This is a genomic window from Leifsonia sp. A12D58 (assembly GCF_047530025.1).
Classification (GTDB): domain Bacteria; phylum Actinomycetota; class Actinomycetes; order Actinomycetales; family Microbacteriaceae; genus Cryobacterium.
This window is the reverse complement of record NZ_JBLJAT010000004.1, coordinates 247,662-268,942: the sequence shown is the minus strand read 5'-3', so window position 1 is coordinate 268,942 and position 21,281 is coordinate 247,662. Positions and strand designations below refer to the sequence as shown.

Below are 21,281 nucleotides of genomic sequence, written 5' to 3'. Positions count from 1 at the left end.
TTCGCAACCCTGGAGGAAAATCACCGATGATCGCTGCTCGACGCCCCCTGCATACCCGCGCACAGCGCACGTCCGTTGGGCGAACAGCGGCGACTGTGACAGTCACTGCAGCACTGCTCACGTTCGGGCTCACCGCCGCTCCTGCGCAGGCCGCGTCTGCAGCCACCACCACCGTCACCGATGCCGCCGGACTGGTCGCCGCATTTGCCGCGGGCGGAACGGTGACCCTCGGCGCTGACATTGACGTTCCTTCAACGGGCCCCGCCCTGAACGTCGTCCCCGGACACCCGGTGACGCTCGACCTGAACGGGCAGGACCTGTCGGCAGCCGGTGCACCCTACCTGGCTGGAGTCGGAGTTCCTGCGGGTACAGAGTTGGTCATCGGCGACAGTAGAACCGGCGGTTCGCTCGACGCGACCGGTGGCGACGATGCAGCCGGAATTGGGGGGCAGCCGTTTGAAGATGGTGGAACAGTCACCATCACCGGCGGAACCGTCACCGCACAGGGAGGAACCGACGCCATTACCCTCTGGACTGGCGGCGCCGGAATCGGCGGCGGCTTCCTGGGCGCGGGAGGAACCACCACAATCACCGGGGGAACGGTTACCGCACACGGAGGGGCCACGGCTGCCGGAATCGGCGGCGGCTACGGCGGCAATGGCGGCACGACAACGATCAGCGGAGGCGACGTCACTGCAACTGGCGGAGACCAAGGTGCGGGAATCGGCGGTGGCAACGGCGGAACCAACGGCGGGATCACTACCATCTCCGGCGGCACCGTCACCGCACAGGCAGGAATCTACGCCTCCGGAATTGGCGGAGGACAGGGCAGCGTCGGCGTCGGCAACGGCGGCACCGTCACCATCACAGGAGGCGTGGTTACGGCCAACGGCGGGTTGCAGGGTACGGCCATCGGCGGCGGTGCCTTCACTGGTGATGGCGGCGCACTGACCATCGGCAACGGCGCGCAGGTGACGGTCTCCGCGTCATCCGCTCCCGGTTCGTTCCTGATCGGCGGCGCCTCGAACACGGCTGCATTCGGCTCGCTCTCGAACAGCGGATCCCTGACGATCACGCCAGGCAGCGCCTTGACCATTCCGGCGGGCACCACCGTACAGAACTCCGGCACCATCGTGAACAATGGCACCATCAGCGGCGCTGGGGCCATCAATAACACCGGAGCGATCATCGGTACCGGCTCCGTTGGGTCAACCGTCGGCGTCGGCGCCAACAGCTTTGAGCTCACCTTCGACACCACCACAACCGGCCCCGGTAACACGCCGGTGACGATCGCTCCGATGCGCGTATATGCCAGCACGCTTGCTGCGGCGCAGCTGAGCCTTCCGGCGCTAACCGCGATCCCGCACTACGGTTTCAGCTGGTCAACGGATGCCGCGCGCACCACGGCCATGACGCCGACGACCGTCCTGACTCGCGACCTCACCCTGTACTCGACGTTCACGCTCGACCGCCACATTGTCAGCTTCGACCCACAGGGCGGCAGCGCCGTCGCATCCCGCACCACCGACTACGGCACGACGATCGCCGCGCCTGGCGCGTCGTCCCGCACCGGATTCACTCTCAATGGTTGGTACACGGCCCCGACCGGCGGCACGAAGTGGAACTTCGCCAACGCCGTGACCGGTGACGTGACCCTCTACGCCCAGTGGACCGCCGTCGCGGTAGTCACGCCACCGACTCCGACTCCGACTCCGACTCCGACCCCGATGCCCACGGCTACGCCAACCGCGACCCCGACCCCGACCGTCACGCCCAGCGCTGCGCCGGCGGCAGTCGACCCACAGCTGGCCTCGACCGGTTTCGGCGGCGGCGCGGCGGGGCTCGGAGCACTCATTCTCCTCATCGCAGGGCTCACCGCAATAATCGTGCACCGCCGCATCAGGAAGGTCTAAGAGCGCCACGCCCGGGGCCCCTCTGGCTAGCTTCCACCCCGCACCTGCCGCGGGCATCGCTACACCACTTGCTAGCCTGACGCTATGAATGACTCCGAGTCTGCAGCCGCCGAATCTGCCTCACCCCGTCGACGATTGACGTGGTTGATGGCGCTCGGCGGCATCGGCCTGCTTGCGATACTCGTCGGTCTCACGCTGATGGTGACCGCTACAGGCGGCACTCCTTCATTCGGCTGGTACGCGTATTCACCACTCGCCGAGGCAGTCTTTACCCCGGTCTACTTTCTGGCGACGCCGCAGGGCCAGACCGGACTACTCATGGGCGTCGTCGGCCTGGCCGTCGTTACATTCAGCGCCGGCTGGGCACTCGGCGCGCGCCGCTAGAACACCGCACCACGCTGCTACTCGGTCAGCACTCCACCACGTTGACGGCGAGGCCGCCCAGCGCGGTCTCCTTGTACTTCGAGCTCATGTCCTTGCCGGTCTCGCGCATCGTCACGATGACCTCGTCGAGCGACACGCGGTGCGTGCCGTCGCCCCAGAGCGCCATTTTCGCCGCATTGATTGCCTTGCCGGCCGCGATGGCGTTGCGCTCGATGCACGGGATCTGCACGAGGCCACCGATCGGGTCGCAGGTGAGGCCCAGGTTGTGCTCCATGGCGATCTCGGCCGCGTTCTCGACCTGCTCGGGTGTTCCGCCGAGTATTTCGGCCAGCCCGGCAGCGGCCATCGACGATGCAGAACCGACCTCGCCCTGGCAGCCGACCTCTGCGCCGGATATCGACGCCTGCTCCTTATAAAGGACTCCGACAGCACCTGCCGCGAGCAGGAACCGCACGACAGCTTCGTCCTTCACCTCCTGGCTGGCGGTGTCCATGCCCGGCGCATAGTGCGTCGCGTAGAACATGACAGCGGGGATGATGCCGGCCGCGCCGTTCGTCGGCGCCGTGACGACCCGACCACCGGATGCGTTCTCCTCGTTGACGGCGAGCGCCACCAGATTGACCCACTCCTGCCAGTACTTCGGATCCCGATCGGGGTCCTCGACCAGCAGGCGCTGATACCAACCCGGAGCGCGGCGACGCACGTTCAGTCCGCCTGGCAGCGTGCCGCTGCGCGCGATGCTTGAGTTCTTGCACTCCTCCATCACGTCCCTGATGTGCAGCAGCCCCGAGGCGACTTCCGATTCAGTGCGAGTGGCCAGCTCATTGCGCAGCATCACACCGCTGAAGTTCAGCCCCTCGCTAGTGCAGTGCGCCAGCAGTTCGGCCGCGGTGCGGAACGGCAGCGGAAGCTCCTGTTTGGAGGCAGCCAACTGCTCGGCCGCGGTCTGTTCCTCGCCCTCACGCACGATGAAGCCACCACCCACCGAGAAGAAGGTGGCTTGGTGCAGCACCTCACCGGCGGCATCCGTCACCTCAAATTTCATTCCGTTCGTGTGCCTGGCAAGCACCGTGAGCGGATGCAGGATCATGTCGGCCTCGACATACGGCAGCGAGCGGATGCCGGCCAGCACGATCGCGCCATCGGCTGCCATCCTGGCGAGGCATGCCTCCACCTCGTCAGGCAGGATCAGTTCTGGATGCCGACCTTCAAGGCCGAGGAGCACAGCGGTCATTGTGCCGTGCCCCCGACCGGTGGCGGCCAGTGATCCGTAGAGGTCGACGCGCAGCCCAGCGGCATTGTCGGCGTGGCCGAGAGTGGCCAGTTCGCCGGCGAATACTGCAGCGGCCCTCATCGGTCCAACAGTGTGCGAACTCGAGGGTCCGATTCCAACCGAAAACAGGTCGAATACTCCAACAGCCATCGTCTCCTCCTTCTTTAGGTGTACGACGGCGCCAGCGCGCGGGCAACGGCGGCGCAGCTCTGTGCGCTGCAACAGAGGGGTGCACTGCGACAGATATGCGTGCGGGATAAGAGAGGTACGTGAGGGGTCATGAGGAACTCCGGATGTCAGGCCTGACGCGCAAGCGCGCAGTAGTCGGTGTGTTCCTCCCCGCTCTGTATCGGACCTGAGAGTTTCCGCGTGCGGCCTGGCTGGGCGACGCTTGCACCGTCGGTGGGCCACGGCAATTGCCTGACCACTTTTCAGAGTTGCCTCCCGCTGCGGTACAGGGGCCTGAGAGATTCCTGGGGAGGAGTTGCTCCTACGGCGCCTGCCGGGATTACTGCGGCAGAACTCTCCCGCAGCGGATCGATGGCGTATGAAATTGTGAGTTGTCCACACCATACCTGAGTTGACTCAGTGCTCGCCTGTCCTCATTGTTTACCTGTCGCCACTAGCCTGATCACATGAATGACCACTCGAAGCCGGAGCGCACTGATGCGCCCCGCAACTTCCCGCCGGCCCACCTGACTCCGCCGGACGGCGCAGCGGCCACAATCGGGGTCGACACGGCTCAGGTTGACGCCGTGAGCAACCAGACGGCTCGCAAGGGCCGCATCGTGGCGTGGAGCCTCTGGGACTGGGGCGGCGCGGCGTTCAACGCTGTCGTGACGACGTTCGTTTTCACCGTGTATCTCACCGGCGAAGCTTTCGGTGGCGAAGCGTATGTGTCAAGCCAGCTGGGCTGGGCACTGGCCGGCGCTGGGCTCATCGTTGCTGCGCTCGCACCGATCACCGGGCAACGCTCCGATGTCTCGGGCCGCCGTAAATTCTGGCTCGCCGTCAACACCTATATCGTCGTCGCTGCAACCGCGCTGATGTTCTTCGTCGAGCCCTCACCAAGCTTCCTCTGGCTCGGGCTGCTCCTGCTTGTGGTCGGCACAGTCTTCTTTGAGTTCGCCTCGGTGAACTACAACGCCATGCTCGTGAATGTTTCGACCCCGCGCTCAATCGGCAAGGTGAGCGGATTCGGCTGGTCGATGGGCTACTTCGGCGGCATCGTGCTGCTGCTCATCGTGTACTTCGGCTTCATCCATCCCGACGTCGGCCTGTTCGGCGTCACCGGCGAGAACGGCCTCGACGTGCGCGTCGCCATGCTTGTCTCTGCTGTCTGGTTCGGTCTCTTCGCACTGCCTGTGCTGCTCGCCGTGCCTGAGTACCATGCTCCGGCCAAGGTCGCACGGGCGAAGGTCGGCTTCTTCGCCTCATACGCGCGCCTCGGCCGCGACATCGCAGCACTGTGGAAGACAAGTCGCCAGACGGTGTTCTTCCTGATCGCCAGTGCGGTGTTTCGCGACGGGCTTGCCGGTGTCTTCGCATTCGGTGGAATTCTGGCCGCTGGCACCTTCGGCTTCAGCCCCGGCGAGGTCATCATCTTCGCCATCGCAGCCAACGTCGTTGCCGGTGTCGCCACCGTCACGATCGGTCTGCTCGACGACAAGATCGGCCCGAAGCCGGTCATCGTCGCCTCGCTCATCGGTCTCATCATCTGCGGGTCAGCGGTCTTCTTCCTGCACGACGGTGGCCAGATCATCTTCTGGACCTTCGGCCTCGCGCTCTGCCTCTTCGTCGGCCCGGCCCAGTCGGCCAGCCGTTCGTTCCTCGCCAGGGTCATCCCTGCCGGGCGCGAGGGCGAGGTGTTCGGCCTCTACGCCACGACGGGCAAGGCCGCGACATTCCTGGCCCCGACGGCCTTCGCGCTGTTCGTCACCTTCGGTGGCGCGCAGTACTGGGGCATCCTCGGCATCGTCGTGGTCATCGCTCTCGGCCTCGCGCTGCTGATCCCGGTCAAGTCGAAGCAGGAGCAAATCCGCTAGGCGCGCCTCCCCTGGCCGAGACGGTGGTTCATGGCCGTTTTACGGAGTCCAGCCGGCGCCCCACAAAGGTAGGATCTTTGCATGGCCGTCACCGACGAAGCGATCCTCAAGATCAAAGACATGATCCTCTCCGGCGCACTCGGCCCTGGGGACCGGCTGCCTCCCGAAAAGGAATTGAGCGAACGGCTCGGACTCTCTCGCAGCTCGATGCGCGAAGCAGTCAAGGCCCTCGAGGTCATCCGTGTTCTCGATGTGCGACGCGGTGACGGTACGTATGTCACCAGCCTCGAGCCTCGCCTGCTGCTTGAAGCGATGTCATTCGTCGTCGACCTGCACGACGACTCGTCGATCCTCGAACTCTTTGCGGTGCGCCGCATCCTGGAGCCCGCCGCCGTGGCGCTGGCCGCAAGCCATGTCACCCCGGAGGATGTGCAGAAACTGCGTGCACAGATCGAATCGGTCAACGACGAGACCAGCGTCGAAGGCCTCGTCGCGCACGACCTCGAGTTCCATGGCGCGATCGTCGCCACCTCAGGCAACTCATACCTGTCGAGCCTGATTGATTCGCTGTCGAGCAATACAGTGCGGGCACGCATCTGGCGCGGTCTCACTCAGGCAAACTCGGTCGAGCGCACACTCGATGAGCACAAGGCAATAGTGGATGCGCTGGAGCGCGGGGACGCCGGCTTGGCTCAGGCGCTCACGACAGTGCACATCTCCGGTGTCGAGCAGTGGCTGCGCGACGCCGCACGGGCATCCGCGTAGGGCGCTGGCCGACCAACTGCACCAACACGAAAGCGCCGGGATCGATATCGATCCCGGCGCTTCGTTATGCGGCTGCTGATTATTCGTAGATGACAGCCTTGATCTTGTCGCTGTCAATGTTGGTCTTGTCGTACCAGAAGAAGCCCGTGTCGATGGTCTTTGCGACCTTCTCGCCGTTGATCGCTGCGACTGCTGCCTTGACGGTTTCGTAGCCGATGCCGACCGGGTTCTGCGTGATCGCGCCGGCCATCAGACCGTCGTTGATCGCGTCGATCTGGGCCTTGCCCGAGTCGAAGCCGACGATGGTGAGCTTGCCGGTGAGGTCGAGTTCCTTGACCGCCTGCACGACGCCGATGGCCGAACCCTCGTTGCTTCCGTAGATGCCCTTGAGGCCCGGGTTGGAGGCGATGATCGCCTTGGCGAGGTCAGCCGACTTGGCCTGGTCTCCTGCGCCGTACTGCACGTCAACGATCTCGATCTTCGGCTCGTTCTTCTCCATGTATTCGACGAAGCCGTCGCGACGGTCAACACCGGTGACTGAAGTCTGATCGTGCACAACGAGTGCGACCTGGCCCTCGTGGCCGATCAGGTCGGCCATCTGCTTGGCCGCTTCGGCCGCCGCTGCCTTGTTATCGGTCGATGCAGTGGTGACGGGGATGTCGCTGTCGACGCCGGAGTCGAAGGCGATCACCGGGATGTTGGAGTCCTTCGCCTGCTGCAGCAGCGGGCCTGCAGCCTGACTGTCGAGTGCAGCGAAGCCGATGGCTGCTGGCTGCTTGTCGAGTGCCGTCTGCAGCATCTGGATCTGCTGGTCGACATCCGCTTCGGTGTCTGGACCTTCGAAGCTGATGGTGACGTCGAACTCTTCAGCAGCCTGCTCGGCACCCTGCTTGACTGCCTGCCAGAACTGGTGCTGGAAGCCCTTCGACACGATGGCGATGTACGGCTTATCGCCTGAAGCGCCTGCGGTTCCGGAATCCGCTGCACAGCCGGAGAGGGCGGCGGCAACGGCTGTGATGCCCACCATCGCTGTAATCAGTCTCTTGTTCATGGGGTACAAACTCCTTCGTTCGATCACTCAAATTGCATGGAAATGTGGGAGGTGCGTGGAGGTGCAGGGTGAAGCGGTGGTGACCCAGGCAGCGACGCTGCGCTAGTTTCCGCGGCGTCGAAGGATGTCGAGGTAAACAGCGAGCAGGATGACGCAGCCAACCGCCACCGACTGCCACTCCTGGGGGATCGACATGATGCGCAGTCCGTTGGTGAGCACGGCCATGATCAGGGCGCCGATGACGGTTCCGACGATCGATCCCTTGCCGCCGGCCAGCGACGTGCCACCGATGACGACTGCGGCGATGGCTTCGAGCTCAAGGCCCATGCCGCCGGTGGGCTGTGCCGAGCTGAGTCGCGAGGCGGCCAGCACGCCGGCGACACCCACGAACACCCCGGAGACCGTGTAGATGACGATCTTCCACTTGTTTACGTTGACGCCTGAGAGCGCAGTTGCGGCTTCGTTGCTGCCGATGGAGTAGGTGTAACGCCCAAAGATCGTGCGTGAGAGCAGCACTGCGGCGATCACGATCATCAGGATGAAGATGGCGACACCGAGCGGAAAACGCATGCCGGGGATGATCGACAGGTTCATGATCGACTGGAAGTCGGGGGTGTCCTTGAAGTAGATCGGCTTGGTTCCGCTGATCACCAAAGCCAGTCCTGCCGCAACCAGCATCATGGCCAGCGTTGCGATGAACGGCGGGATCTTGAGGATGGCGACGTTGACGCCATTGACGAATCCGATCAGCGCACCGAATGCGACTGCACCGAGCACGCCGGCCCAAATCGGCCAACCCCAGTAGGTAAGGAAGACGCCGGCCATCACACCACACAGGATCATGCCGGTACCGATGGAGAGGTCGATGCCACCGGTGATGATCACGAATGTGGTGCCGAGCGCCAGGATTCCGGTCACCGTCGCGGCCACCAGGATGCTGGTGATGTTGGAGGTGGTGAAGAAGTGCGGGCTCGCAATCGAGAAGAAGATCACGATGACGATGAGGCTCGCGAACGCCAACAGCTGCTGCAGTTGCCCGCGGAGCCTGCCGATGATGCGAGGCGTGGAGAGGGGCGCTGCGCCGGATGTGATGGAGGTCATGCGTTTACCGTTCCTTCGGAGCTCATTCGAGTCGCGTAATCCATGATGTTTTCCTGGGTCGCGTCAGCATTGTCGAGAATCGTGGTGAGGCGGCCCTCGCACATCACCGCAATGCGGTGCGACATACGAAGCACCTCTGGCAGCTCGGAGGAGATCATGATGATCGCCTTGCCCGCAGCGGCCAGCGAGTCAAGCAGCGCATAAATTTCGTCTTTGGCGCCCACATCGATTCCGCGGGTCGGTTCGTCGAAGATCAAGACGTCGCAGTCTTTGACCAGCCACTTGGCGATGACGACCTTCTGCTGGTTGCCCCCTGAGAGGTTCTTGACCAGCTGGCCAGTTGACGGCGTCTTGATCGACAGCGCAGACACATACTCGGAGGCCGTTGACTGGATCGCCGCATTCTTCATGAAACCGAATGGCGCCGTGAATTTTGGCAGCGAGCTCAGCACGATGTTCTCTTTCACATCACGCTCAAGCAGGACGCCGAGCGCCTTGCGGTCTTCCGACAGGTAGCCGATGCCGAGCCCGGCCGCTATCGCCGGGTTACCGATCTGCACGGTGCGACCGTTCAACGCGATAGTGCCGCCCGACTTGGGGTCAGCCCCGACGATCGCTCTGGCGACCTCGGTGCGACCGGCCCCCATGAGGCCCGCAAAACCCAGGATCTCGCCGCGGCGGAGGTCGAAGCTCACGTCGTCGAGCAGGTGTTTGGTGCTGAGTCCTGTGACCGACAGAACGACCTCACCCACGGCATCCGTCGCGCTCGGTCGTGCCTCGCCGGTGATCTCGCGGCCGACCATGAGCGAGATGACCTCACTCATCGGGGTCGCCTGCGCATCAACGGTGTCGATGTACTGGCCGTCACGCAGCACGGTGATGCGGTCAGCGATCGCGCGCAGCTCGTCCATCCGGTGCGAGATGTAGATGACGCCGGTGTCCGGTCCGGTGAAACGACGGATCAGCTCGAACAGCGTCTCGACTTCGGCATCGTTCAGAGCTGCGGTGGGCTCATCCATGATCAGCACCTTGGCGTTGAATGAGAGCGCCTTGGCGATCTCGACCATCTGCTGCCTGGCAACTGTCAGCTCGCCCACGCTCTGACGCGGGTCGAGGGCGAGCCCGAGGCGATCGAAGAGCTCCTGCGCCTTGGCGTTCAGCTCGCGCTCGCTGAGAAAAAAGCCGCCGATGCGCGGCTCTCGGCCGATGAAGATGTTCTGTGCCACGGTCAGGTCGTTCGCCAGGTTGAACTCCTGGTGGATGATGCTGATGCCCAGCTCTTGCGCATGGCGAGGGTTCTCGATGTTCAGCTTCTCGCCGTTGAGAAAGAACTCGCCCTCGTCTGGCGTGTAGATGCCGGAGAGCAGCTTCATCAGGGTCGACTTGCCCGCACCGTTCTCGCCCACGAGGGCAAGCACTTCGTCGTGCCTCAGGTCGAGGCGCACGTCCTGCAGCGCCTTCACTCCCGGAAAGCTCTTGCTTGCTCCGATGATCTCAAGCAACGCCCCGGCGGTCATTCGGCGGCCCGTGCGTTGTCGTGACCGACGACGCCCTTTCGGAGCAGCGCGTTGCCGTACTTGCGCGTCTCACCGGTTCGCACGATCAGGTAAGCGGATGCCGCCACCTCGTAGTACGAGAACCTGTCGACGAACCGCACATCACCCGATGTCGCGCCGGCAGCTGCGATAAGTTCGTGCTGCACGCCCAGTACCTCGCCATCGGCACTCGTCATGAGATCGAGCCCTGGAGCATCATCGAGCGGAATGACGGTACGGATCGCGGCGAGCACCTGTGGCGTGCTGAGCATCGGCAGGTCGACAACGCGACTGCCGAGTCGGTGCGCCGGGAAGTGCGCATCGGCGATGACGACGGCGTCGGAGTGACCCATGGCATCCAGATGGAGCAGTAGCTCACCCGTTAAGATCGGATGTATGCCGTGTAGCAATGGGGTCTCTCTTCCTTGAGATGAAGCGTCTTGGTCATACTAGGTATGGCTGATCAGGTGTGTCAATCGCATACGGGTCGTGCTTCGTAACGGTTATACATCAGATCTCTGCGGCCTGCTTATGCTAAGGCAGCTGATAGGTCTCGGTTGCTGTCTGCGCCAGGATGCTGTGCTGCTCTGTGGGGCTGAGTTCGCCGATGAGCTCGCTCACCACTCGCCACGTGGGCGAGTAACCGCCGGCGGTAACGGAGATCGGCCAGTCGCCGCCGTACAGGAGTCTGCCGGGACCGAAGGCCTCAAGCGCCACATCCCACACCGTTCGGAGCGCGTCGGCGTTGAACGGTGCGTGAACGGTGTGCAGCCCGGAGACCTTGGCGACGACATTGGGCTGCGCGGCCAGTCGGCGAAACTGTGTGTCCCACGCCGAGAGTGCGTCGGTGCCACGGGGCGGCTTACCGAGATGGTCGAGAACAATCGTCAGGTGCGGCAGCGCCTCGGCCAGGGCGACCGTCGCGCCGAGGTGGCGCGGCCAGGCATCCGGTACGTCGAAGGCGACACCCCTGGCGGCCAGCAACGCGAGCGATTGGCGCACAGCGGGCAGCGACAGAAAGTCATCGCGGGGGTCGTCGTGCACCAGGTGTCGCACGCCGACGAATGCCGGATGCTGCTGCCAACGATCAAGCGCGGCCTCGGCAGCAGCGGGATCGTCGAGCGGCACCCAACCCACCACGCCGGCTACCCACGGCTGGGCGGATGCCACGTCGAGCAGGTGCTCGGTGTCGGCCAGGGTGTCGTCAGCCTGCACCAGGATCGCCGAGTCAATGCCAGCGGCATCAAGCTCAACTTTGGCCTGCCCTGGGGTGAAGTCTGCGTAGAGCGCGCCGAGCTCGGGCGTCAGCCAGGAATAGTCGCCGAGCTGCCTGTTCCAGAGGTGCAGGTGTGCGTCAATGCGCGGGCCCGCCACCATCCGGCCAGATACGTCAACGCCTGACTCCGGGTTCGTCATGCGGGAATGAGCCCTCTCTCGGCCAGCGCAGCCCACAGTTCCTCTGGCACGCTCTCTCGCATCCGCTCGGCGTTCTGCGTGATCTGCTCAGGCCGGCTGCCGCCGACGACGACCGTACGCACCGACGCGTTCCGTAGCGTGTACTGCAGCGCAGCCGTCGGCAGCGACACGTCAAACTCGTGGCAGACGACGGCAATGGCCTGCACGCGCCGAAGCAGGTCTGCAGGCACGCTGCCGTACTCGTAGCGGGCATCCGCTCCCGGATTGTCGGTAGCGAGCAGGCCGGAGTTGAACACCGAGGCGTTGACGATACCCACCCCGCGTGCCGCGCAGGCCGGGATGACGTCTGCCAGCGCCGGCTGCTCGGCGAGCGTGTATCTGCCGGCGACCATGAGCAGGTCGACGAGGCCAGTGTTCACCGAAGCGAGCAGTGCCTCTGTCGTCATCGATCCGACACCGATCGCGTCGACGACCCCCTCGTCGCGCAGGGCGGCGAGGGCCGGAATGCCCTCGTTGATGCCCTTGTCCAGGTCGTAGCGTTCAGGGTCGTGCAGAAACAGGATGTCGAACCGGTCGAGACCCATGCGCTCACACGACTCATCGACGCTCCGGCGGATGCCGTCGGCCGAGGCATCCCAGACTCGCTTTACATCGGCGGGCACCACGAAACTGTTGTCGAGGTCGAGGGTGCCTGCGCCGTCGGGGTTCGGGCGCAGCAGACGGCCGACCTTGGTGGAGACGAGGTACTCGTCACGCGGCTTGGTCGCGAGAAATGCACCGAGTCGGCGTTCAGAGAGCCCGAGGCCGTAGTGCGGCGCGGTGTCGAAGTAGCGCACACCGGCGTCCCAGGCGGCGTGCAGGATGTCGCTCGCCGCGTCATCCGTCATCTCGCGGTACATGTTGCCGAGGTTCGCGGCGCCGTAGCCCAGGCGCGGGAACGTGAGCTCTGGCATCTCCGGAAGCTCAGGCACCGACGGCGAATTCGTACTCGGCGCGGCTGGCCGCGAGCATCTCTGTACCTGCGCCCGGCGCGGTGGGTGCCTGGTATGCCCCGCTTTGCATGACGACGGGGGTGACGAAGTGCTCGTGCAGGTGGTCGACGAACTCGATCACGCGCCCCTCATTACTGCCTGAAACGGCGACGAAATCGAACATTGACAGATGCTGCACGGCCTCGCACAGGCCGACGCCACCGGCGTGCGGGCACACCGGCACGCCGAATTTGGCGGCCAGAAGCAGGATAGCGATGTTCTCGTTCACGCCGCCGACGCGCGTGGCGTCGATCTGCAGTACCTGGAGCGCATCGGCCTGCAGAAACTGCTTGAACATCACGCGATTGGCCATGTGTTCACCGGTGGCCACCCTGATCGGGGCGACGCCGCGGGCAATGGCCGCGTGAGCGAGCAGGTCATCGGGGTTGGTGGGTTCTTCAATCCAGGCCACGTCGAACTGTGCGAGGTGGCTCATCCACTCGATTGCCTCGTCAACGCCCCAGCGCTGGTTCGCGTCTGTGCCGATCGCAATGTCGGGTCCGACGACTTCGCGGGCAAGCCGCATGCGGCGGATGTCGTCTTCGAGGTTGCCGCCCACCTTGAGCTTGATCATGCCGAAGCCCTGCTCGACGGCTTCCCTGGCCAGGCGCGCCAGCTTCTCGTCGCTGTAACCGAGCCAGCCGGGAGTCGTCGTGTACGCCGGGTAGCCGGAGGCCAGCAGCTGCGCTTCGCGCTCGGCACGGCCGGGCTCTGCTGCGCGCAGGATCTGGAGGGCGTCCTCTGGGGTAATGGCATCGGTAAGGTAGCGGAAGTCGACGAGCTCGACGAGTTCTTCGGGGCTCATCCGGCCGAGCAGCTGCCAGAGCGGCAGGCCGGCGCGCTTGGCCTTCAGGTCCCAGAGCGCGTTCACCACGGCGCCGATGGCCATGTGCATGACGCCCTTTTCCGGGCCGAGCCATCGCAGCTGCGAATCCCAGACGAATTCGCGCCAGGTCGCGCCCATGTTGGCCAGAAGCTCTTCGGCATTGCGGCCAACGACATAGTCGGCCAGCGCCTGGATGGCAGCGACCTGCACGTCGTTACCGCGCCCGATCGTGAACACGAAGCCGTGCCCCTCAAGGTCGTCGGCGGCATCCGTGACGATGCGCACGTACGCGGCCGAATAGTCGGGGTCGAGGTTCATTGCATCAGAACCGTCAAGCGACGTCGATGTCGGAAAACGGATGTCGCTGGTCTCCAGCGCGATGACAGTGCTCACAGTTGGTTCTCGCTCACGGGGTCGTCTCACTCACAGGGTTTGCTGCTTGCTTGGGCACCCTGAGCCTAAACATCGGATGTATAGGATGTCAATTATCAGTACATGACCCGTCTCGCGCCTGAAACGACGTTTGGCGAGGATATAGTTCTGATGTTCCGGCAGCTAACCGCAGAAAGAGTCAACGAATGAAATTCGCACGCCTCGGTCCGATCGGCCAGGAGTCCCCCGCCGTTCTGGTGAACGACACCTACTTCGACATCTCGGCAATCACCGCCGATATCACCGGTGAATTCCTGGCATCCACTAGGCCGGATGCCGTGCGTGCCGCCATCGAGGCCGGCTCGCTGCCCGCGATCGAGAACGCCGACGCGCTGCGCATCGGCGCCCCGATCGTGCGCCCGAGCGCCGTCATCTGCATCGGTATGAACTACGCGGCGCACGCCGCCGAATCCGGCTCCCTGCCGCCCGAGATCCCGATCATGTTCTTGAAAACGCCGAACACGGTCGTCGGACCGAACGACTCGGTCGAGATTCCCCGCGGCAGCACGAAGACCGACTGGGAGGTGGAGCTCGGTGTGGTGATCAGCAAGCGGGCCTCATATCTCGACTCCCCCGACGACAGCATCAACCACATCGCCGGCTTTGTCACGGCGAACGACGTGTCGGAGCGCGACTTCCAGATGGCCGTCTCCGGCGGCCAGTGGTCGAAGGGCAAGTGCGCTCCCGGCTTCAACCCGACAGGCCCCTGGCTCGTCACGCCCGACGAGGTCGACTACCAGAACCTGTCGCTGAAGAGCCGGGTCAACGGTGAGATCCGCCAGGACTCGACGACCGCAGACCAGATCTTCGACGTGAACTTCGTGATCTGGCATCTCAGTCAGTACCTCGCTCTTGAGCCTGGTGACCTGGTGCTCACCGGTACCCCGGAGGGCGTCGCGCTCTCGGGACGCTTCCCCTACCTCTCCGCAGGCGACGTCTGTGAGATCGAAATCGAAGGCCTCGGCGTCCAGCGCCAGGAATTCACCGCGTACGAAGGAGTACACAAATGAGCCAGGAGTTCGAGAACCTCGTTGCCGTCGTGACCGGCGGAGCATCCGGAATCGGTGCAGCCATCGCCCAGCGCCTGCACGAGGGTGGCGCCTCCGTTGCCGTGCTCGACCTGCAGCCTGACGGAGCGGATGCCGCCCACTTCGCCGTGCAGGCGAACGTGGCTGACACCGCATCGGTGCGCGCCGCAATCGCTGCGGTCGGCGAGAAGTTCGGTCGCATCGACATCGTGATCAACAACGCCGGCATCGGTGCGCAGGGCTCGATCGCCGACAACGACGATGACGAGTGGGCACGCGTGCTCAACATCAACGTCACCGGCATCGCCCGAGTGACCACCGCCGCGCTGCCCTGGCTGCAGAAGTCGCCATCGGCTGCGATCGTGAACACATCGTCGATCGCTGCGACCGCGGGCCTGCCGCAGCGTGCGCTGTACACGGCATCCAAGGGCGCGGTGCTCTCACTCACCCGCGCGATGGCCGCCGATCACCTGCGTGAAGGCATCCGGGTCAATTGCGTGAACCCCGGTACAGCAGACACCCCGTGGGTCGGTCGCCTGCTCTCGAGTGCAGCGGATCCCGCCGCCGAGCGTGCAGCGCTCAACGCGCGTCAGCCGCACGGCCGGCTGGTAACAGCAGGCGAGGTTGCTGACGCTGTCGCCTACCTGGCCAACCCGCGCTCAGGGTCGACAACCGGCACCTCGATCGCCGTCGACGGTGGCATGCAGAACCTGCGCCTGCGCCCGGAGTAGTTCGGCCGCGGGGGCGGGTCAGCTGATGCGGACGGCCTCGTTGTGTTCGATGAGGGTGAAGGTGACGCCGTCATCCTCAGACACCCAGCCGTCCCAGTTATACGAGTCGTCGGTGATCGAGGTGAAGTTCCACCTGATCGCCTTGCCGTCGGTGCGGGTTCCATCCTGACGGATGCCGTGCCGGTACGGCGTGGCGATCAGGTGCGAGAACTCGCCCGTCGTCGGCGCAAAGTAGCTGACCCGCCAGACACCGGCGTGCGCGTCGTACACCCGCACCGCGGTGGCGACGGTTTCGAACCCAGACGGATGCGTCTCGCTCGCGATCACTTCGACATCCTGAACCGCTCGACCGTCGAGAATGAAGTCGACGATCCAGGTGAAATCACGTTCGGTCCACTCGCCCGTTTCTTCGTTCAAACGGGAACCCTTGGCCGCCCAACTACCGACAAGTTGCCCGAATCGGTGCATGCGCCCGGGGTAGTCGGGAGTGGGGCCTGAGGCGATGAGCGCCTCAGCAAGTGGGAATTGTCGAGCCGCGGTCATGGTCTGATTTTACCGGGGACCATGTTGCATGCGTATTAAGTGACGTAATTCGGTGCTTCTGATGGGCTCTCCCCTAGGGTGCTGTCTATGAGCTTCCCTACTGTTGACGGACTCCGCACCATGGAGCTCGGCCTCGCCGGCTCCTCCCGCGCGCACCTCAATGACCTCGTCATCAATGGTCAGAAGCGCGCAACGGCTGGACTACTGAGTGAATACGCCGAAGAGAACGAACCATGGGAGCAGGTCGGCGAGCGCCTCGTGCTCGTAGACGACGACATGAACGTGCTCGGCACAATCGAGATCACCCGCGTCGAGCCGACGACCTTCGGCGAGGTCACCTGGGAGTTCGCGCAGGCCGAAGCCGAAGGCATGGCGGATGTCGCTGCCTGGCAGGAGCAGCACCACGAGTTCTGGGCGCGCACCGGAGAGAGTGTCGCCGACGACACCGGTGTGCTCTGCATCTACTTCGACCTGCTGCCGCAGCCAGAAAGCGATTGACCCAGCCCATGAACAACATCCTCGATCGTCGCATCGGAGTTCTCCTGCCCCGCGATCTGCCAGCCGCCCACATCATCCCGTTCGCGGAGAAGGCCGAGCAGCTGGGCTTCGATGAACTGTGGATCGTTGAAGACTGCTTCTTCCGCGGCGGGATCGCGCAGGCCGCTGTGGTGCTGGCCTCGACGGCGAGCATCCATGTCGGGGTGGGCATCCTGCCGGCCGCTGCCCGCAATCCCGCATTCGCCACCCTTGAGATCGCCACACTCGCCGAGCTGTTTCCCGGCCGCCTGACCGTCGGAATCGGGCACGGCATGCCAGCGTGGATGCGCCAGGTCGGCGCGTGGCCTGCCAGCCCGCTGACAATGCTCGACGAGTCGGTGACGGCGATCAAGGCTCTGCTCGACGGCGAGACGGTGACGACCGCCGGACGCTACGTCACTCTCGATGACGTGGTGCTGGCATCCCCGCCCGTTGTCGTGCCGCCGATCCTGACCGGCGTGCGTGGCCCCAAGTCCCTGGCGCTATCCGGCCGGGTGGCCGACGGCACGATCCTGGCCGAACCTGTCACGCCGGAGTATCTGGCCGCCGCGCGCGAGCAGATTGCGGCGACGGGTGATCACCGGATTGTGGCCTACAACATGGCAGCGATCGATGACGATGCGGATGCCGCCCGTCTGGCCGTGCGCGGAGCCCTCGAGTGGATCGGCGACCCGGACTGGGTGCCGCACATTCTGCCACTGCCGTTCGCTGCGGAGTTCGCGAAGTTGCGGGCCGACACATCGTCGCGTGAAGAGTTCGGTCAGCAGCTGCCAGACGAGTGGGTCGATGCGTTGTCGCTTGCCGGAACGCCGGAGCGCGTGCGGGCACGCATCGCCGAATTGCAGGATGCGGGCGCCCACAGCGTCGTGCTCATTCCGACGTCAGCGGATCCGTTGGCCGAGCTGCACGCACTGGCCCGCGTGCTCTAGAAGCCGCGTGCTTCCTAGGAGCTGAGGTCCCGAACGTCGGTGCGGTCGGCATCCGTCGAGGTGACATCGGTGCGGTGGAAGTTCAGGTGCGAGCGCGAGGCGGTCGGCCCGCGCTGGCCCTGGTAACGGGAGCTGTAGTCCTGCGAACCGTAGGGCTTTTCGGCCGGTGACGAGAGGCGGAAGAAGCACATCTGGCCGATCTTCATACCTGGCCATAGCTTGATCGGCAGGGTGGCGACGTTGCTCAATTCGAGGGTGACGTGGCCAGAGAAACCGGGGTCGATGAAGCCGGCCGTCGAGTGGGTGAGCAGGCCGAGGCGACCGAGCGAGCTCTTGCCTTCGAGGCGGGCCGCGATGTCGTCTGGCAGGGTCACCTGTTCGTAGGTGGAGCCGAGCACGAACTCCCCGGGGTGCAAAATGAACGGTTCATTGGGCTCGGCCTCGATGAGGCGCGTGAGCTCCGGCTGGTCTGCCGCCGGGTCGATGAACGGATACTTGTGGTTGTCGAACAGGCGGAAGAACCTGTCGAGACGCACATCGATGCTCGAAGGCTGGATCATGCCCGGTTCGTAGGGCTCCAGACCAATCCGACCAGCAGCGAGTTCTGACTTGATATCACCATCCGAGAGAAGCACTGTGCCAGCCTACCGGCGGTAGCTTGATATGCTGGCACGGTTCCGGTCTGCTGTTGATGGCAGCCGGATCTGCGGATGTAGTTCAATGGTAGAACTTCAGCTTCCCAAGCTGATAGCGCGGGTTCGATTCCCGTCATCCGCTCACTTATCAGTTCTCAAGAGACTTGTGCCGCGCGTCTTCCGAATGGCGCGCGTCTTCGCACTTCGCTATTGTCCTGTGGAGAGCGCTCCCGCGCCACTTACAGTCTGGGGAAATGAATGTCCGAGCACGAATCCATGTCCGGCTGGAAGCGCTTCTGGGAGCGGGGGGGCTGGTGGAAGGCCCTCGTCCTGGTCGCCGTCTACTACGGCGTATACCTGTTGCTGGGGTTGCTTTCCACCGCCGTGTTCGGCAAGAGGGGCGACGGGCTTCCGACCGCGGAGAGCAGCGCGCTCGACATCTTCCTCGGTACAGGAATGCCCATTGTCCTCGCTAGCATCGTGTTGCTCGCTTTTGGATGGTCGATTGGGTGGCTGAAGGAGCTCTTCGGACCTCAGCCGATCCGCGGTCGTCGATGGATGTGGATCGCTATCGTCGTAGTGCTCGGCATCAACATCTCGGCAGCGTTGAGCGTCGACTATGAAAAGGCCGGAGCTGCTGTCGTGGCGTCATGGCTACTCACCGGACTCTTTGTAGGTTTCGCGGAAGAGACTCTGACGCGCGGCTTCGTCGTCAACCTCATGCGCAAGGCCGGGCACCGCGAGATCGCCGTGGCTCTGGTCTCCTCTGCGTTGTTTGCCGCGATGCACGCCGGCAACTTCTTCACCTCAGCTCAGGGCCTCAGCACAACGGCCTTTCAGGTCGTGTACACGTTCTTCTTCGGGATCTGCATGTACCTGGCGCTTCGCCTGACCGGAAGCTTGATCTGGCCCATCCTCCTCCACGCCAGCACCGACCCAATGGTCTTCCTCTACACGACCTATCCGACGAACGCGCCATTTGCGGTGATCGCCAGGCTCGACATCTTCATCGTGATCGGCGCTGGAATAGTCCTGCTGATCGCGCTAATCATCAGTGAGCGACGACGAACGAAGGATCTAATCGCGCCCCGCCGCGACCTGAGCGTGACACGCACAGCTTGACGTGCCGTTGGGGTGGCTGCACAAACGGCCCACGTCCGTAAGCTTTCCATGCCGGGCGAACGCTAGCCGATGGAATGTCCTGCGGTGCGACCCGATGGCTCCATTCATCTCTGCCGCAGTCTTCTTGTGCGGTTTACCGTCTTGGACCTTCTACGCGACAACTTCACAATCCGACGCGGTCAGAACCGGATGAGCAGCGAGTCAGCGAACTCCTTGGGCAAGCACACCCGAGATGAGTAGTTGCACGAGAACCTCGGCCTCGTATTGAGCGTCACCTGCTGAACCAATACAGAGGTTCCCGATGCCTTTGAGCACGTTGTACGCATCGATCGGTGGTGCTGCGTCTAGGGACTCGAGCGCTGCCTCGAGTAGCGAGCCGCATACCGGGACGAGACGGTCAACGAAGTAGGTATGAAGGGCGTCGGATCCGGCGCTATCTCCGTGCAGCGCGCCAGCCAGCCCGTGCTTGGTGACCAGGAAGTCCACGAAGAGGGCGACCCATGACCGCAAGGCCGCCTCGGGTGACGGACTCTCGGCGAGGAGTCGCGGACCGGCGTCTGCGCACGCCTCGACTTGGTGCCGGTAGACCGCGACCACAAGCTCCGGACGAGTCGGGAAGTGTCGATAGATAGTGCCTACCCCGACTCCCGCTCTTGCCGCGATCGTTCGGACAGGAGCGTCAACGCCCGCTTCAACAAATACAGCCGCTGCGGCATCAAGCAGAGCCTGCGCACTCTGGCGCGGACGACCCACCTGTTTGATCTCCGCAGCATGAGCCTGCTTGCTCTGGATATCAGCCATGGACCTCTCCTCGCTAGCTAGGCGACGCATACTTGCATTACGGAACAATGTTCCGTAATGTTGCGGAACAACGCTCCGATAACCAGTATCGCAGAGCGCCGCCCCGTGGAATGGAAATTGCTATGACCTCATCAATCGTTGACACTCTGGACAGCATCGTCGGCGCCGGCGCTCCGGTCGTCTCCGTCGCTCCCATCGAATTATCCGCTCCGGACCGCCCTGTCCCGTTGGACGTGCGTGTCTCGGCGCCGTCTGCTGGCACGAACCTCCCCGTCGTGGTGTTCTCCCACGGCAACGGGTGGAACCTGGACGGGTATGCGCCGCTCACGGCCTTCTGGGCCTCCCGCGGGTTCGTCGTGATCCAGCCCACTCACTTGGACTCGCGCCGGAACGGTTTCGGGTTCGACCACCCGGCGTTCCCGACGATCTGGACCGAGCGGATCGCGGATCTCACACGCATCCTTGACCAGCTCGCCACTATCGAGGCCGCCGTTCCCGGACTCGCCGGCCGCATCGACCGCAGTCGCGTGGCGGCCGTCGGTCACTCCTGGGGCGGGCAAACCGCTCAGTCGCTCCTCGGCGCACGGATCTTCGATGAGGCTGGCCACGTCGGCGAGGACATGTCCGACAAGCGCGTCACCGCGGGCATCCTGTTCGCGGCAACCGGTGTCGGCGGCGAGGACCTGCATCCGTTCGCGCAGGCGAACTTCCCGTTCATGCGCCCCTCGTTCCAGGAGCTGACCACGCCGACACTCGTCGTCGCCGGCGACCACGACCAGTCCAAAATGTCCAGCCGCGGCCCTGACTGGTTCACCGACGCCTACACGTTCAGTCCCGGTGCCACCGACCTCCTCACCCTCTACGGTGCCGAGCACGCGCTTGGCGGGATCGTCGGATACGAGGTCGCCGAGACCACCGACGAAAACCCCGAACGTGTTGCCGTCATCCAGCGGATGAGCACTGCCTACCTTCGGACCGCTCTGCACGTCGATGAGAACAGCTGGCCCGTTGCCCGTGCCGCGTTCAGTGACAGCACTGATTCGATCGGCTGCGTCGACAGTAAATGATGCACAGCGGCAGACCTCTCCCGACGCACGCCCCCCCCCCCCCCCAGGACGCAGAGGATTGTGCCTTGTAACTGGAGTGCAGCGCTCGTTCCCGGAGGTCTGGCCCAGACATAGGC

21 protein-coding genes, 1 tRNA gene and 1 riboswitch are annotated in these 21,281 nt (G+C 64.2%); of the genes, 11 read left to right on the top strand and 11 right to left on the bottom strand.

The window, feature by feature from the left end:
• Positions 1 to 26: 26 nt before the first annotated feature.
• Entirely contained in the window at positions 27 to 1,913 is a 1,887-nt protein-coding gene (locus tag ACMT3I_RS12010; protein ID WP_414804721.1) for an InlB B-repeat-containing protein, read from the top strand.
• A gap of 84 nt (positions 1,914 to 1,997) precedes the next feature.
• Positions 1,998 to 2,297, top strand: a complete 300-nt coding sequence (locus ACMT3I_RS12005; RefSeq protein WP_414804720.1) for a hypothetical protein — start codon at positions 1,998 to 2,000, stop codon at positions 2,295 to 2,297.
• Positions 2,298 to 2,322: 25 nt separating this feature from the next.
• On the opposite strand, the gene ACMT3I_RS12000 is transcribed toward ACMT3I_RS12005, so the two are convergent.
• Positions 2,323 to 3,720 (bottom strand): L-serine ammonia-lyase, encoded by a 1,398-nt coding sequence (locus ACMT3I_RS12000; protein ID WP_414804719.1) that lies wholly within the window; start codon positions 3,718 to 3,720, stop codon positions 2,323 to 2,325.
• Positions 3,721 to 4,010: 290 nt separating this feature from the next.
• A riboswitch (glycine riboswitch) is annotated at positions 4,011 to 4,110 on the bottom strand.
• Positions 4,111 to 4,205: 95 nt separating this feature from the next.
• Here ACMT3I_RS12000 and ACMT3I_RS11995 point away from each other — a divergent pair.
• Positions 4,206 to 5,615 carry an MFS transporter gene (locus tag ACMT3I_RS11995; RefSeq protein ID WP_414804718.1) on the top strand — a complete coding sequence of 470 codons (1,410 nt, stop codon included), beginning with the start codon at positions 4,206 to 4,208 and terminating at the stop codon, positions 5,613 to 5,615.
• A gap of 81 nt (positions 5,616 to 5,696) precedes the next feature.
• Complete coding sequence (locus tag ACMT3I_RS11990; protein ID WP_414804717.1) at positions 5,697 to 6,380, top strand: FadR/GntR family transcriptional regulator; 684 nt, start codon at positions 5,697 to 5,699, stop codon at positions 6,378 to 6,380.
• Between the two features lie 79 nt (positions 6,381 to 6,459).
• Here the strand turns inward: ACMT3I_RS11990 and ACMT3I_RS11985 are convergent, their stop codons facing one another.
• The 7 genes from ACMT3I_RS11985 to ACMT3I_RS11955 all read right to left on the bottom strand — a co-directional run bounded on the left by ACMT3I_RS11985 (position 6,460) and on the right by ACMT3I_RS11955 (position 13,733).
• Complete coding sequence (locus tag ACMT3I_RS11985) at positions 6,460 to 7,431, bottom strand: ABC transporter substrate-binding protein (protein ID WP_414804716.1); 972 nt, start codon at positions 7,429 to 7,431, stop codon at positions 6,460 to 6,462.
• A 102-nt stretch (positions 7,432 to 7,533) separates the two neighbouring features.
• Positions 7,534 to 8,532, bottom strand: coding sequence for an ABC transporter permease (locus tag ACMT3I_RS11980; protein ID WP_414804715.1), 999 nt, complete (start codon positions 8,530 to 8,532; stop codon positions 7,534 to 7,536).
• Positions 8,529 to 10,049: a sugar ABC transporter ATP-binding protein gene (locus tag ACMT3I_RS11975; RefSeq protein ID WP_414804714.1), complete on the bottom strand. Its 1,521-nt coding sequence runs from the start codon at positions 10,047 to 10,049 to the stop codon at positions 8,529 to 8,531. The genes ACMT3I_RS11980 and ACMT3I_RS11975 overlap by 4 nt, the downstream gene beginning before the upstream one ends.
• On the bottom strand, positions 10,046 to 10,477 hold the full coding sequence (locus tag ACMT3I_RS11970) for an RbsD/FucU family protein (protein WP_414804713.1): 432 nt from the start codon (positions 10,475 to 10,477) through the stop codon (positions 10,046 to 10,048). Before ACMT3I_RS11970 ends, ACMT3I_RS11975 begins: the two co-directional genes overlap by 4 nt.
• A 124-nt stretch (positions 10,478 to 10,601) precedes the next feature.
• A complete protein-coding gene (locus ACMT3I_RS11965; protein WP_414804712.1) occupies positions 10,602 to 11,483 on the bottom strand; it encodes an amidohydrolase family protein in 882 nt (293 codons plus the stop codon).
• Positions 11,480 to 12,436: an aldo/keto reductase gene (locus tag ACMT3I_RS11960; RefSeq protein ID WP_414804711.1), complete on the bottom strand. Its 957-nt coding sequence runs from the start codon at positions 12,434 to 12,436 to the stop codon at positions 11,480 to 11,482. The genes ACMT3I_RS11965 and ACMT3I_RS11960 overlap by 4 nt, the downstream gene beginning before the upstream one ends.
• Before the next feature lie 10 nt (positions 12,437 to 12,446).
• Positions 12,447 to 13,733 carry an L-fuconate dehydratase gene (locus tag ACMT3I_RS11955; protein ID WP_414804710.1) on the bottom strand — a complete coding sequence of 429 codons (1,287 nt, stop codon included), beginning with the start codon at positions 13,731 to 13,733 and terminating at the stop codon, positions 12,447 to 12,449.
• A 185-nt stretch (positions 13,734 to 13,918) separates the two neighbouring features.
• On the opposite strand from ACMT3I_RS11955, the gene ACMT3I_RS11950 reads away from it, so the two are divergent.
• Both ACMT3I_RS11950 and ACMT3I_RS11945 read left to right on the top strand, forming a co-directional pair.
• On the top strand, positions 13,919 to 14,782 hold the full coding sequence (locus ACMT3I_RS11950; RefSeq protein WP_414804709.1) for a fumarylacetoacetate hydrolase family protein: 864 nt from the start codon (positions 13,919 to 13,921) through the stop codon (positions 14,780 to 14,782).
• Positions 14,779 to 15,531: an SDR family NAD(P)-dependent oxidoreductase gene (locus ACMT3I_RS11945; protein WP_414804708.1), complete on the top strand. Its 753-nt coding sequence runs from the start codon at positions 14,779 to 14,781 to the stop codon at positions 15,529 to 15,531. Before ACMT3I_RS11950 ends, ACMT3I_RS11945 begins: the two co-directional genes overlap by 4 nt.
• 18 nt (positions 15,532 to 15,549) lie before the next feature.
• Here ACMT3I_RS11945 and ACMT3I_RS11940 read toward each other — a convergent pair whose 3' ends face one another.
• The gene (locus ACMT3I_RS11940; RefSeq protein WP_414804707.1) at positions 15,550 to 16,074 is read right to left on the bottom strand and encodes a hypothetical protein; all 525 of its coding nucleotides are present in this window, start codon (positions 16,072 to 16,074) and stop codon (positions 15,550 to 15,552) included.
• Between the two features lie 87 nt (positions 16,075 to 16,161).
• Here ACMT3I_RS11940 and ACMT3I_RS11935 point away from each other — a divergent pair, with 87 nt between their 5' ends.
• Together ACMT3I_RS11935 and ACMT3I_RS11930 are read left to right on the top strand one after the other, a co-directional pair.
• The gene (locus ACMT3I_RS11935) at positions 16,162 to 16,572 is read left to right on the top strand and encodes an ASCH domain-containing protein (protein ID WP_414804706.1); all 411 of its coding nucleotides are present in this window, start codon (positions 16,162 to 16,164) and stop codon (positions 16,570 to 16,572) included.
• An 8-nt stretch (positions 16,573 to 16,580) separates the two neighbouring features.
• Entirely contained in the window at positions 16,581 to 17,540 is a 960-nt protein-coding gene (locus ACMT3I_RS11930) for an LLM class flavin-dependent oxidoreductase (RefSeq protein ID WP_414804705.1), read from the top strand.
• Positions 17,541 to 17,554: 14 nt separating this feature from the next.
• On the opposite strand, the gene dcd is transcribed toward ACMT3I_RS11930, so the two are convergent.
• Positions 17,555 to 18,175: a dCTP deaminase gene (dcd, locus tag ACMT3I_RS11925; RefSeq protein ID WP_414804704.1), complete on the bottom strand. Its 621-nt coding sequence runs from the start codon at positions 18,173 to 18,175 to the stop codon at positions 17,555 to 17,557.
• Positions 18,176 to 18,246: 71 nt separating this feature from the next.
• Here dcd and ACMT3I_RS11920 point away from each other — a divergent pair.
• Together ACMT3I_RS11920 and ACMT3I_RS11915 are read left to right on the top strand one after the other, a co-directional pair.
• Positions 18,247 to 18,317 (top strand) — tRNA-Gly (locus ACMT3I_RS11920).
• Positions 18,318 to 18,433: 116 nt separating this feature from the next.
• A complete protein-coding gene (locus ACMT3I_RS11915; protein ID WP_414804703.1) occupies positions 18,434 to 19,297 on the top strand; it encodes a CPBP family intramembrane glutamic endopeptidase in 864 nt (287 codons plus the stop codon).
• A 201-nt stretch (positions 19,298 to 19,498) separates the two neighbouring features.
• Here the strand turns inward: ACMT3I_RS11915 and ACMT3I_RS11910 are convergent, their stop codons facing one another.
• Complete coding sequence (locus tag ACMT3I_RS11910; protein WP_414804702.1) at positions 19,499 to 20,098, bottom strand: TetR/AcrR family transcriptional regulator; 600 nt, start codon at positions 20,096 to 20,098, stop codon at positions 19,499 to 19,501.
• A 122-nt stretch (positions 20,099 to 20,220) separates the two neighbouring features.
• On the opposite strand from ACMT3I_RS11910, the gene ACMT3I_RS11905 reads away from it, so the two are divergent.
• A complete protein-coding gene (locus ACMT3I_RS11905; RefSeq protein ID WP_414804701.1) occupies positions 20,221 to 21,165 on the top strand; it encodes an alpha/beta hydrolase family protein in 945 nt (314 codons plus the stop codon).
• Positions 21,166 to 21,281 lie beyond the last annotated feature (116 nt).